At 59.6% G+C, this 12,778-nt stretch carries 9 protein-coding genes and 1 pseudogene; 5 read left to right on the forward strand and 5 right to left on the reverse strand.

Features of this window, described 5'->3' with window-relative positions; all coding sequences use genetic code 11:
* Positions 1–1,122: 1,122 nt before the first annotated feature.
* The 4 genes and pseudogenes from VKS22_15725 to VKS22_15740 form a co-directional block, all read right to left on the reverse strand.
* Positions 1,123–1,452: pseudogene (locus VKS22_15725) on the reverse strand (IS1595 family transposase).
* 26 nt (positions 1,453–1,478) lie between these two features.
* On the reverse strand, positions 1,479–2,063 hold the full coding sequence (locus VKS22_15730; protein ID HLW72062.1) for an IS1595 family transposase: 585 nt from the start codon (positions 2,061–2,063) through the stop codon (positions 1,479–1,481).
* A gap of 266 nt (positions 2,064–2,329) precedes the next feature.
* Positions 2,330–3,976, reverse strand: a complete 1,647-nt coding sequence (locus VKS22_15735; protein HLW72063.1) for an NAD(P)/FAD-dependent oxidoreductase — start codon at positions 3,974–3,976, stop codon at positions 2,330–2,332.
* 204 nt (positions 3,977–4,180) lie between these two features.
* Positions 4,181–5,380, reverse strand: a complete 1,200-nt coding sequence (locus tag VKS22_15740) for an acyl-CoA dehydrogenase family protein (GenBank protein ID HLW72064.1) — start codon at positions 5,378–5,380, stop codon at positions 4,181–4,183.
* A gap of 173 nt (positions 5,381–5,553) precedes the next feature.
* Here VKS22_15740 and VKS22_15745 point away from each other — a divergent pair, with 173 nt between their 5' ends.
* The 4 genes from VKS22_15745 (at position 5,554) to VKS22_15760 (ending at position 9,802) form a co-directional block, all read left to right on the forward strand.
* Positions 5,554–7,059 (forward strand): amidohydrolase family protein, encoded by a 1,506-nt coding sequence (locus VKS22_15745; protein HLW72065.1) that lies wholly within the window; start codon positions 5,554–5,556, stop codon positions 7,057–7,059.
* Positions 7,060–7,205: 146 nt separating this feature from the next.
* Positions 7,206–7,484: a metal-sensing transcriptional repressor gene (locus VKS22_15750; GenBank protein ID HLW72066.1), complete on the forward strand. Its 279-nt coding sequence runs from the start codon at positions 7,206–7,208 to the stop codon at positions 7,482–7,484.
* Positions 7,481–8,155 (forward strand): hypothetical protein, encoded by a 675-nt coding sequence (locus tag VKS22_15755; GenBank protein ID HLW72067.1) that lies wholly within the window; start codon positions 7,481–7,483, stop codon positions 8,153–8,155. Before VKS22_15750 ends, VKS22_15755 begins: the two co-directional genes overlap by 4 nt.
* Before the next feature lie 42 nt (positions 8,156–8,197).
* On the forward strand, positions 8,198–9,802 hold the full coding sequence (locus VKS22_15760) for a 4-hydroxyphenylacetate 3-hydroxylase N-terminal domain-containing protein (GenBank protein HLW72068.1): 1,605 nt from the start codon (positions 8,198–8,200) through the stop codon (positions 9,800–9,802).
* A gap of 589 nt (positions 9,803–10,391) precedes the next feature.
* On the opposite strand, the gene VKS22_15765 is transcribed toward VKS22_15760, so the two are convergent.
* Positions 10,392–11,579, reverse strand: a complete 1,188-nt coding sequence (locus tag VKS22_15765) for an acyl-CoA dehydrogenase family protein (GenBank protein HLW72069.1) — start codon at positions 11,577–11,579, stop codon at positions 10,392–10,394.
* A 203-nt stretch (positions 11,580–11,782) separates the two neighbouring features.
* Between VKS22_15765 and VKS22_15770 the strand changes: the two genes are divergently transcribed.
* On the forward strand, positions 11,783–12,721 hold the full coding sequence (locus tag VKS22_15770) for a hypothetical protein (protein HLW72070.1): 939 nt from the start codon (positions 11,783–11,785) through the stop codon (positions 12,719–12,721).
* Positions 12,722–12,778 lie beyond the last annotated feature (57 nt).

Consider the following 12,778-nt stretch of genomic DNA (forward strand, 5'->3'; position numbering starts at 1 on the left):
CGCCGCCTCGTCGGCTGGCACGACCTGACCACAATCAGCGAACAACCGGAGGCAGCGTAATAGCAAGTTGATACTTCAACCGCTCAACTCGTCGCCTGGCCGATGCTTACTGCTTTTCCACCACTTGACCGACACTACCCGTCAAGTCTCGCGGCTGATCTGGACCTAGGTCGGGAACCTAAATTTTCACGCCGCCCGACAGGATATAACTCCTCGGAACTTTTGTGCGCTCATAATCTAAGACAACCTTCGCCTCAAGCCCGCAGTGTCGCGTAACGTCACTCGCAGATAAGGCTGTAAACATGGATACGAGGGGCACTCTAGTAGAGTCCAGCCGTCTTTCGTTGCAGTGCGACTGGCGAGCGGTCCGTCTCACAGGCTCTTTTCAAGGTCATATTTGGATACATCCCAACGAACGGCACCTTTCAGCGACGAAGAGAGTTCATATAGCTTACCCGCCGGAATTGGCAGTACTTGAAGTTCTGTCCAGCCGCCGTCCGGCGAACCGGTTTCTACCCCGAAATCTTCAATCCGAGATGGTACTGGCTGTAAATTTGTGACCTTTAGGAGCATACGGGTCCACGGGCGACATGACGTTCTTGTTGTCGAGACGGTACACCAACATGCGTGGCGCAAACGGGATCAATGGAAGGTAGCCGTTGATGAGCACCGGTCCGGAGATATGTATTCTAAAGGGTTCGGGTCGTGCAAATACCGTTTCACTGAGCTGAAATGCGTCAGGAATAAAGAATACGAAAAATATAGTCAAACACGAAATTACCATCCAGTAATTCGGGTTCTGTTTTTTGTATGTCTTGTGCCGATATTGAAGATGTACCGAAAGCGCCAAAGCTGCAAGGCCAGCGAAAATCCAATGACGAAAATTACCCCACACACCACCGACAATTATAAGCGCAAGGCCAGTAAGCCCAAGAACTGCGTTGACAAACTCTATATGGTGCAAGAGGAAGTGGCGTTTTATATAGCCAGTTTTATTACTATTGGTTTTGGCGTAGGGGGTTCTTGCGACCCTCTGGCTTCATGGCATTTATTAACTCCAAAACTCCAGTTGCTCAGGTTTACTGGCGGCGCGATGCAGGAGCGCTCGCCAGTTCGAGCGCCTCAGCATCCTGCCAATGCCGCCTTGAAAATATCTGGATTCTTGCGGTTGTTATGCCGCCACGAAAATTCGTTCAAATACAGCGGCAGATACTGCTTGCTGACGTTGTGCTGAGTGCCGATGATTCCACGCTTGAGCAACGCCCAGAAGGAATCAAGGTTCGCGGTGTGGACTTCGCCGCGTACATACTCGCCAGCGCCATGGTTCACGCTCTCATGCGGATAACCGATGGCGCTCAGATAATGGTAGCCCTTGTGCTCATCGGTCGCTACCAAGTCAACCTTGTCGCTCACAACCTTGTTGACGAAACCATTGAGCGTCTTGGCGTCCGTGTTTTTCGATGATTTGACAGACGACGTTACCCTTGCGAGCGATTGCGCCGATTAACGGCAACCTTGCCGATCGTGCCGCGTCCAGCATTGAGCCGCTTGTTGGCGTGCTTGTTCTTCTCTTTGCCGCCGATGTATGCCTCATCAACTTCGACTTGACCCATAAGCTTAGAGAAGTCGTTGCCGTTATCCGGCATCGCGCGCACACGATGGCAGATGTAGAAGGCCGTCTTGTAAGCGGTTGGCCTGCCGCTCTCTTTGAGCATCCGCTGGATTTGAAGCGCGCTCATTCCCTTTTTGGACTGGCAAATGAGGTAGATTACCTCAAACCAAATTGGCAACGGGTAGTTGGTGTTCTCGAACACCGTGCCGACCAGAGGCGAGAAGCGGTAGCCATTCTTCTTATGGCAACGCCAGACTTCGCCCGTCTCCCGATTTACGGTCTCAGCGCCGCTTTTGCAGACCCAATTCCAAGCGCGATTCTTTACCTTGAAAACCTTCGCGCTATTGCAGCGCGGGCAGCGCACCCCCTCCGGCCAGCGCAAGCTAACCAGCAATTCAAGGCAAGCATCCTGAGTGTTGTACTGCTCGTGAATCTGTCGAAGGCTAATCATGAACAGACTTTACACCTAAATCAACCAATGGTGTCAAGTCCGTAATAATTCCCAAAAAAACGGGCCACTGATCGAGGGGGAATACTCAATCAAGGCCCGTCATATCAGCCGCCCTCTGGCGCGAGCGACTGTCCGATTGCAAAGGGAGGAGTCTCGCAATCGGAGGACGGAAGCCGAAGCCGCCGTCCTGTAAAGTTGGACGGCGGCCCGATGCGAATTATTCAACTGATCTTGCGCACGCTCAGGGCAAACCGATCGCGTGGAGTTTAGGCGAACTCAAACCCCTCGTAGCCGCTCGCCGCAACCTCCTGCACCTTCTTGCGATAGTTCGGCGCCGTGTTCGCGTAGAGGACCAATGCACGCTTCTTGCCCGGAATATTCGACCCCATAAACCAGGATTCCGCCCCGCTCAGCAGCGTATGGTTGGCCATCTCGATCGTGTGTTCCACCCATGCCTGTTCCGCCTGCGGAGTGGGCGCGACGCGGGCCAGACCCTTCTCGCGCATGTAAGCGATGCAATCGGAAATCCAATCGACCACCAGCTCGGCGCAGACCGGGTAGTTGCAGAAGGCGGAGTTAATCGCCATGAAGAAGTTCGGGAAGCCCGCGGTCTGCATCCCTAGGTAGCTGCGCGGACCATCCGCCCAGGTGTCCTTGAAGGTTTGTCCCTTCAGCCCGCGAATATCCATGCGGGTCAACGATCCGCTGACGGCGTCAAAACCGGTCGCGTAGATGATGACGTCGAATTCGTACTCTTTCTCGCTGGTCCTGATGCCCTTGGGCGTGATGCGCTCGATCGGGGTCTCACGGACATCAACGAGTAGCACATTGTCGCGGTTGAATTGCTCGTAGTAGCCGCTTTCGAGCGGGATACGCTTCGATCCGAATGGATGGTCCTTGGGCACGAGCTTTTCTGCCACCTGCGGATCCTTGACGCGCTCACGGATCTTGTTGCGGACGAACTCGGCGAAGTCCTCGTTGGCCACGCGATCGGTCATAATGTCGTGGAAGTTGGCCAGCCATTTCGAGAAACCGGGCTTTGCCCAGAGCTCCTCGTACAGTGCTAGGCGCTCTTCGCGCGGCACCTGCATCGTGTAGCGGTAGTCGAAGTCGTAAATAAATCCGGCCGGGGTCTCGCGAATCCGCTTGTGGATTTCCGGATAGGTCTCCTTGAAGCGGCGCTGGGTCTCCGGGCTGACCGGCCCGTTGCGCAACGGCGCGCAGTAGTTGGGCGTGCGCTGGAAGACCGTAAGCTGACCGACTTCTTTCGCGATCTCCGTGATGAGCTGGACGGCCGTCGGTCCCGTGCCGATGACGGCGACGCGCTTGCCGGCAAGGTTCACGTGTTCCTGGGGCCAGCGGCCAGTGTGAAAGGTTTCGCCCTTGAAGTCCTTAACGCCCTCGAATGGCGGCGTAAAATCCGCGGAGAGGATGCCGACCGCGGCGATCAGAAACTGGCATCGCGCCCGCCGGCCATCCTTTAAGCCAACGTCCCACCGATTCTCACGCTCATCATAAACTGCCGACGTTACCCGGGAATTGAGCTGAATGTCCTTGCGCAGGTCGAACTTGTCGGCGACATAATTAAGGTAACGCTCGTTCTCCGGCTGGGCGGAGAAATGCTCTTTCCAATCCCACTCCTCATACAATTCCTTCGAAAACGAGTAGCCGTAAGTTTCGCTCTCTGAATCGAAGCGGCAGCCTGGATAGCGGTTCCAGTGCCAGGTGCCGCCGACGCCGCTGCCATCGTCGTAGAGCCGTACCGAAAGTCCGAGCTGCCGGATCCGGTAGAGTTGATAGAGACCGGTGACCCCGGCGCCGATAATGATAACGTCAAATTGATCTACTGATTGCCTGACGGCAGTTGGCGTGGCTTCGAGCGCACTCGACATTTTGACCTCCGTGCTTTCCACCTTTGGACTCATTGTGTGGGACAGAATACTTGTCAACGGACAATATTTACGGTCGAAAGGAATTTGTCAAGAAAATCGGCGGCTGATCAGGAATCTTGACGCAGCTCCAAGGGGCGGCCGAGTCGTGTCTTTCGCTGAGCCTCGCGGACTCGGCCACCCACTGGACGTGCGGCCAAGGTAAAGACTCGCTCGCTCCCTCCTATGTTAGCCTTTGGGCAGGCCCAGCGCGCGTTCGCCGATAATGTTGTGCTGAATCTCGCTGGTGCCGCCCGCGATCGTCATCATCCGCGCCCCGAGCATCCGATTGCTCCATTTGCCGCCGTCGAGGGACAAGCCGGCGTCCCGTTCGAACTGGCTGTAGGGCCCCAGCAGCTCCATCGCAAACTTCGCGATGCGCAGGTTGAGGTCGCTGACCGCGAGTTTGCTGCCCGAGCCTTCGGGGCCGGGCGGCAAGCCTTTCAACCGGCGGGTTAACTGACGCAGGTTCGTATAGCGCAGGCCGGCAGCCTCGCAACTGAAGCCCGCGAGCTTCTGGCGGACGCTCGAGTCCTCCCAGGCGGTCCCGCCGTTGCGCGAGGTTTGGCGCGCGATCGCCGCCAGCTCCTTGAGTCCGCTCAGCGTGTCGCGCACCTGCCCAGAACCGATGCTGCTGCGCTCGAACATCAGGGTGGTCACCGCGACCTGCCAGCCCTGATTCTTTTCGCCGACCAGGTTCGCCTTGGGCACCCGCACATCCTCGAAGAAGACCTCGTTAAAACCGCGATCGCCGGTCATCTGCACCAGCGGCTTAACCGTGACCCCGGGACTGTGCATATCGACCAGTAGATAGCTGATGCCCTTATGTTTGGGCGCAGCGCTGTCGGTGCGGGCGAGCAGGATGCACCAGTCGGCGTGATGGGCGCCGGAGGTCCAGACCTTCTGGCCGTTGACGATGAAATCGTCGCCGTCTTCGACCGCACGGGTCTGCAACGCGGCGACATCGGAGCCGGCGTTTGGTTCGGAGTAGCCTTGGCACCAGATCTCATCGGCGGAGAGGATCTTCGGCAAGTAACGCTGCTTTTGCGCTTCAGTGCCCCAGTGCATCAGGGTGGGGCCGACCAGGGCGATGCCGAGGCCATTGACCATTGTGGGCGCCTTAACGCGTCCCAGCTCCTCGCCGAAGACGATGCTCTGTTCGAGCGTCGCGCCGCGTCCGCCATAGGCTTTGGGCCAGGTGATGCCGACCCATCCGCCCGCGTGCAGCTTCTTATGCCAGGCAAGACGAGTCTTGTAGCCGGCGCTGCCCGCTTCAAGAAATTCCGCGATCTGGTCGTCGTCAGGACGCGGTTCCGGCCGATTGACTTCGAGCCACGCCCGAAACTCCCGCCGGAAGGCCTCCGCCTCTTCGCTAAAGTTGAAATCCATCAATCACTCCCCGGGATTTATTCCCTGCCAGTCTATGGTTCGACCGGGTGGATCGCCAGCACGCCAGTTGCGGGGTACTGACGTAAGTCAGTACCCGTTGCGGGCGCATCTTGTCCTTGGAGTCCTATATCCGGCAAGCTGTCCGGATAGATTGAAACGCGCGGGGTAAGGACATGACCGCACCTCATGCTTCCAAGTCTGCACAAATTCGCGCCCGCCTTAATCATCCGATCATCGATTCCGACGGCCACACGATCGAGAACCCGAATGTTCTGGCCGAGTACATCAAGTCCGAGAGCGGGCCCAAGACGGCAGAGCGATTCCTCGCGCTGCGCGCAGCCTACTCAAACCTGCAAGCGGGCGGGCGCTCGGCTGATGGCAGCCCAGTGGTCCCGGGCGAGAGCCTCGCCGAAGCGCGTGAGCGCGGAATAACGCGCGGTCCGTGGTGGGGCATCCCCGCGGCCAACACACTCGATCGCGCGACCGCGATGCTGCCGAAGTTGCTATACGAGCGGATGGATGAACTCGGACTCGACTATTCGGTTCTCTATACCACGCTCGGATTTACCCTGATCGAAATCGAGGACGAGGAGCTGCGGCGCGCCTCTTGTCGCGCCTTAAATCGCATGCGTGCGGACATGACGGCCGGATTTGGCGATCGCCTCACGGCCGCTGCGGTCATTCCGATGCATACGCCGCAGGAGGCGATCGCAGAGCTCGAATTCGCGGTTGGGGAACTCGGCATGAAAAGCGCGATGATGGCGAGCTTCGTCAAACGGCCGATCCCGAGCATCGCGCGAAAATATCCTGCCGCCGCCCAGTCCGCTTACACTCTCGATGTATACGGAATCGACAGCGATTACGATTACGATCCGTTTTGGGCCAAGTGCCAGGAGCTCGGCATCGCACCGACCTTTCATTCGCTCGGCTATACCTGGGGCAGCCGCCAGTCCTACAGCAATTACGTTTACAATCACGTCGGCAGTTTTGCCGCGAGTGCAGAGGCCATCTGCAAGGGTCTCTTGTTGGGGGGCGTGCCGCTACGTTTCCCCAAACTACGCTTCGGGTTCCTCGAAGGCGGGGTGGCCTGGGCGGTTATCTGCTATTGCGACTTGATCAGTCACTGGCATAAGCGCAACGGCAAGGCGATGCGCGAGTCGCTCGATCCCGCGCTGGTCGACCAAAACCTCCTCGCCAGCCTGGTGGCGCATTATGCGCGGCGTCAGACCGATGGCGACCTGCGGATGCTTCGGGGTTTAGGCGCCGTCCCGGCCGGAACGATTTCCTCAGATATCCCGCTCGACGAGTTCGGAAAGAGCGGTATCCAATCAGCCGAAGACCTCCGCAAAATTTTCACCGAGAAGTTTTACTTCGGCTGCGAGGGCGATGACCCGCTCAATGCGATGGCCTTCAACGCGCGCGGGATTCCATTCGATGCTCGGCTTAGGCCGCTCTATGGCTCCGACATCGGTCATTGGGATGTACCCGATATGGCGAAGATTGCCGAGGAAACTTACGAACTCGTAGAGCACGGAATAATTAATGAAGAAGCTTTGCGCGCATTTGTGTTTGATAACGCGGTTACATTCTGGACCGCGAATAATCCTGATTTTTTCAAAAACACAATAGTGGAACGAGCCGTCGGCCGCAGGCGCGCCGAGCTGCTCGGCTCGAATTGATCTTTTGGCGAAGTTTCGGCCCTTATTTCGTCAACTCGACACGCGCCGCCGGTTCACTATCCAGCGACGGTATGGAGGGCCTGAGATCGAGCACCGGAGTGCGTCGAGCTTGCATATCCAGTCCGGGAGGATAGGATATGCGGAATATGAAGGATAGGCAGCTTCATCAGAGCCATCCGGAGATCCTCAAGCGCCTGCACCGCGCGGAGGGCCACCTGCGCAGCATCTGCACGATGATCGAGGAGGGCCGCCCCTGCCTCGACGTGACACAGCAGCTCCATGCCGTCGAGAAGGCGATTTGCCAGGCGAAGCGTACCCTCATCCAGGACCACGTCGGCCAGTGTCTCGAACGGGCGATGGGACCGATGCAGCGTGAGCAGCGTCAATCGCTGGCCGAGTTCAGCGAGATCACCAAGTATCTATGAGCGCTGCGGCGCCTCAAGTTTCGGCGGCCCTCTTAATCACCGCGGTCGGCGCGGTTGGCGTGCTGCACACGATGGTGCCCGACCATTGGCTGCCGATCACCGTGCTGGCGCGCCGCGAGGACTGGACACTGGGCGAAACCGCCGGGGTCGCGCTACGGGCGGGGATCGGGCACGTCAGCTCGACGCTTGCGATCGCCGCGATCGCCTGGATCGCCGGGGTTGCCGCTGCGCGGCGCTTTGGCGGGCTCGTCGATATGCTGGCGGGCCTGGCGCTGATTGGCTTCGGCGCGTGGATCGCACTGGCGGCCTGGCGCGAGCAACGAGCCGGAGAGCCGACTCCGCCCGACCCGTCCCGCTCCCAGGATCATCAACAGAAGAGCAAAGAGCTCCGGAAGTCGCGTACCGCGCTGATTCTGATCCTGGGCTCCTCGCCGATGGTCGAAGGCATCCCGGCATTTTTTGCGGCGGCCAAATACGGCGCCGCACTGGTGCTCACGATGAGCGTGGTTTTTGGGGCCGCGACGATCATGACCTATGTCGTGCTCTGTGTCGGCTCGATTGTCGGCTTGAAGCGCGTGAGCCGGGGCCGCTTCGAGCGCTATGGCGAGGTCTGGAGCGGCGGTTTTATCGCGCTGGTCGGATTCGTATTTTTAGCCTGGCCGGTACTGTAGCGAGGTCATTTTGCGCTAGTCTGCCGCGGAAGAGGTAGCACGATGAGTCAGGCTAGCGATGCGATCGCGGGCGCAGAAACTACCCGTTTCGAAGGCCGGGAGAACGCGACGCGGCCCTTCACCGGCGCCGAGTTCCTCGCGAGCCTGCGCGATTCGCGCGAGGTCTGGATCTATGGCGAGCGGGTCAAGGATGTCACCGCGCATCCGGCCTTTCGCAACTCGGCGCGTATGCTCGCGCGGATGTATGACGCTCTGCACGATCCGGCCCGCCAAGGGCTGCTGACCTGCCCGACCGATACCGGCAACGGCGGCTTCACGCAGAAGTTTTTCCGCGTCCCGCGCGATACTGCCGAACTGGTCGCGAGTCGCGATGCGATCGTGGAATGGGCGCGGATCTCCTATGGCTGGATGGGCCGCTCGCCCGATTACAAGGCCAGCCTGACCGGCACGCTCGGCGCCAATACTGACTACTACGCGCCGTATCAAAAGAACGCCCTGAACTGGTATCGCAAAGTGCAGGAGCGCTGTCTGTTCCTGAATCACGCGATCATCAATCCTCCCGTCGACAAGAGCCGCCCGCCCGGCGACGTGATGGATGTCTACGTCCATGTCGAAAAGGAGACCGACGCCGGCGTGATCGTCAGCGGGGCCAAGGTGGTGGCGACCGGCTCCGCCCTCACTCACAGCAACTTCATCGGCTATTACGGGCCAACGCCGCTGGGGCGGCCCGAGATGGCGCTGTTCGCGATGATCCCGATGGACACGCCGGGCGTAAAGCTGATCTGCCGTCCGTCATACGAACTTGCCGCGGCGACGATGGGCAGTCCGTTCGACTATCCGCTCTCCTCACGCGTGGACGAAAACGACGCGATCTTCATCATGGACAAGGTGTTGGTGCCGTGGGAAAACCTCTTCGTTTATCGCGACCTGGAGAAGGCCAACGGTTTTTTCCCGGCCTCCGGTTTTACTCCGCGCTTCACGCTGCACGGCTGTACGCGGCTCGCGGTCAAGCTCGATTTTCTCGCCGGGCTGATCCTGAAAGCCGCCGAAGCGATCGGTTCCATCGATACGCGCCCGGCGCAGGTGCAGGTCGGCGAGGTGCTGGCCTGGCGCAATATCTTCTGGGGCTTGTCGGATGCGATGGTGAAATCGCCCGAGCCCTGGGTTAACGGCGCCGTGCAGCCGAACCTCAATTACGGTATGGCCTATCGGTTTTTGGCGACGATCGCCTATCCACGAATCAAGGAGATCGCCGAACAGACGATCTCGAGCGGCCTGATCTATCTCAATTCGCACGCGATCGATTTCAAGACGCCGGAGCTGCGACCCTACCTCGACAAGTACCTGCGCGGCTCGAACGGCTATGACGCAGTCGAACGGGTCAAACTCTTGAAGTTGCTCTGGGATGCGGTCGGGAGCGAATTCGGCGGGCGGCACGAATTATACGAACGCAACTATGCCGGCAATTACGAGAATATTCGGCTCGAGAATCTGCCGACCGCGGTTGCGACCGGTGATGCGGCGAAACTTAAAGCGTTTGTTGAGAGTTTCATGGCCGAGTACGACCTCGACGGCTGGGTCGCCCCGGACTTGATCAACCCGTCAGATGTCAACCGTGTCGGGCTTGGCCGCGGGTCGAAGCGTTAGTCCTTGGGCAAGCCGAGGACGCGCTCGCCGATGATGTCGCGCTGAATCTGATTGACGCCTGCGTCTCGCGTATCGCTCGCCACGCCCGCTTAGCCGCCGCAGCCACTTCCGCTGCTTCTCTTGCGTGGGGCGAGCTTACGGCAATCCGCGCGCCTCGCTGGTAAGATGCCTTCAAATGAGACGACACTGGCGTTTTGCTGCATACGTGATGGTGGTGGTTCTGCTTTCTGCGGCGGCTTGTAGCACGAGACGCTCGCTCGGGGACAAGATGCAGAGTTGGGTAGGCCAGCCTCGCGATAGCTTAATCCAAAAGTGGGGACCGCCTGACAGGGAGACCCTGCTTGAAAACGGGGTACGGGTCTGCTCTACGGTCAAGAGAGCGCAGGCGGCTACACCGGGGGTAACGCAAGACTCTTCGGGGGCAGGTACGCGGCCGGGACGTGTAAAATGATCTTTAATTTAGACCGCGTGGGCATCATCCGATCGTGGTCATATTACGGCCTTTGTCGCCGAAACTCTGGATCATCGGCAGCGGCAGTCCCACTAGAATAGTCCGCGGATTTTTTGTGATGATCTACGTCACGAAGCGCTAGCCCTTGGGTAATCCCAGGACGCGCTCACCGATGATGTTGTGTTGAATCTGATTGGTGCCGGCCGCGATCGTGCCGCCGCGGGCGCTCAGCATCCGGTAGAGCCAGCGCCCCTCGTCGAGCGCCAGCGGCGCCTTGAACTCCATCTGACTGAAGGGGCCGAGCAGCTCCATCGCAAACATCTCTATGCGCAGATTCAACTCGGTTGCGCATAACTTCATGATCGAGCCCTCCGAGCGGGGCGGTAAACCGCGCAGCCGCCGCGTCAGTTGGCGCAGATTGGTGTAGCGGAGGGCCTCGGCTTCACACTTGAACTGCGCGAGCTTCTGCCGCACGCTGGCGTCCTTCGACGCCGGATGGCCGTCGCGATCGATGCGCGTCGCGAGCGCGGCCAACTCATCGACCACCGCGATAAGCGGCTGGCCGCCGCCGCCGACGCCCCGCTCGAACATCAGGGTGGCGATCGCGACCTGCCAGCCCTGATTCTTTTCACCAACCAGCAATTTCTTGGGCGTGCGCACGTCGTCGAAGAAAACCTCGTTGAAGCCCGTCGCGCCGCTCATCTGCACCAGCGGACGCACTGTGATGCCGGGCGTCTTCATATCGACGAGGATATAGCTGATCCCGCGATGCTTGGGCGCCGCGGGATCGGTCCGGCACAAGACGAAAGCCCAGTCGGCATATTGCGCCTGCGAGGTCCAGATCTTCTGCCCGTTGATGCGGAAGTAATCGCCGTCCTCGACCGCGCGGGTTTGCAGCGAGGCGAGATCGGAGCCGGAGTTCGGCTCGGAATAGCCCTGGCACCAGACTTCGGCGCCGCTGATGATCTTCGGCACGAAACGCTTTTTCTGCTCCTCGGTCCCCCACTGCATAAGGGTAGGCCCAACCAACGACGGACCCGAGCCGATGAAGGGCAGGGGCGCGTTAACCCGCTGCAGCTCCTCGTGGTAGATGACCGTCTTGAGGATACTCAGGCCGCGGCCCCCGAACTCGCGCGGCCAATCGACGCAGGTCCATCCGCCCGCCGCGAGCTTGCGGAACCATCCGAGCTTGCGGCGGAAATCGTCCTCGTCCTGCTCGAAGCCGCCGGCCAACGATTGGATCTGGTCGTGAGGGGCATTGACCGCGAGCCACGCGCGCAACTCTTGCCGAAACGCCTCATCCTCGTCGCTGTAGTTGAAATCCATAGGTCACCATTAGCATTCATCACCGGATTTGTCCGCGCGGCCCTTGATGATCCGTCAAGTCGAGTGCCGGTCGATCATTTCCCCTATTCGTGATTGAGGATTCGCCGATGAGCTCGAACTCCAACGGCGACTTGATGAGTCATCAAGAGGCCAATGCGTTGATGACTAAGCGCGCATAAGGGCGTATCCGTCTAGAGAGTGGTATGGCGGAATTCGGCAAGTTCGAGCTGGGTCTGGAAGGGCCGCTTGATTTTGCGCAGACGCTCGCGGGCTTTCGGCGTTCGGGTGACGACCTGCTTGATCGTTGGGACGGCGAATGGCTGTTGCGGACGATCCGGCTTGATCGTGATTCGACCGCTTATGCTGCGCGCGTTGTGGGAACGATCGCGGCGCCCCGGCTCGAAGTCGTCGTCGAGCGGGAAGCTCACGCGGGAAAAGTGCTCAGGGCGATCAAGCGATCCTTTCCGCAGACCTCGCCTGAATTCGCGAACCTCTGTGCACGCGACCCAGTAATTGAACGGCTCGCGCGAAAACACTACGGCTTCCGTCCTGTCCTGCATCCTGAATTAATCGTGGCGCTGATCCGCTGTATCAGTGCGCAACAAGTGAACTTGCGCTGGGCCGCGACGACCCGGCGGCGGCTCGCCGAGCGCTACGGGCGACCGCATGAAATTGCAGGAAACGTCGTCTATAGCCTCGATGCGCAGGTGCTCGCGAATGCCGAGGTTGCAGATGTTCGCGCGTTGCAGTTCACGACGCGCAAGGCCGAATACATCGTCAATACGGCGCGCGCGATCGCTGCGGGCGAACTCGATCTCGAGCGCTTAAGCGCGCTGCCGGACGACGAGGTACTCGCGCGTATCGTTGCGATAAGAGGCCTGGGTGTTTGGACGGCCGAGTGGATACTCGCGCGAACGCTCGGACGTCCGCGCATATCGGCGTGCGATCTCGGCGTGCGCAAAGCCCTGGGCAAGGCCTACTTTGGCGGGCCGATCGCGTCGTCCGACCAGGTACGGCAGGCGACCGCGCACTGGGGCGGCGCGACGGGCTTTGCGCAGGAATTGCTGCTCTACGCGCAGCACGAAAAGACTCTCGATCATGCGACGAACGATTCGCCAGTGCTCGGCGCGGGCGTCCGATAATGCTTAAAAGAAAAGCTCGTATCAGTAGTGAAATGGGTGCGGCGGCGCGGCGTACCG

This window comes from Candidatus Binataceae bacterium, from assembly GCA_035308025.1.
Classification (GTDB): Bacteria; Desulfobacterota; Binatia; order Binatales; family Binataceae; genus JAJPHI01.